Raw genomic sequence first — 207 nt, 5'->3', positions numbered from 1 at the left:
ATCAACAGTCCCGGATGATTTGGATTACGATAGCCCTGTCATGGAAATAGAGGTATTGAGCCAAAACGAGAAGGGGGCAGTTCGTCGAGGAACGCGGAACACCACCTGCCGCTGCGGCACCACTTTTAATTCGGTTATTCAGCTTAAAAGCCACCGCCAGAGCAGCAGATATGCCCGGTGTAAAGGGAGACGGAACACCACCTGCGT

Annotated in this window: 1 protein-coding gene; it reads right to left on the bottom strand. The window is 52.7% G+C overall.

Translation table 11 applies throughout. From position 1 onward, the window contains the following. Position 1: 1 nt before the first annotated feature. Positions 2-207: hypothetical protein (locus E1189_RS23160; protein ID WP_196221064.1), on the bottom strand; the 206-nt coding region annotated here is incomplete at its 5' end.

The sequence above is a fragment of the Parendozoicomonas verongulae genome (genome assembly GCF_009711465.1).
GTDB lineage: Bacteria > Pseudomonadota > Gammaproteobacteria > Pseudomonadales > Endozoicomonadaceae > Sansalvadorimonas > Sansalvadorimonas verongulae.
This window is presented reverse-complemented; position numbering and strand designations above follow the sequence as displayed.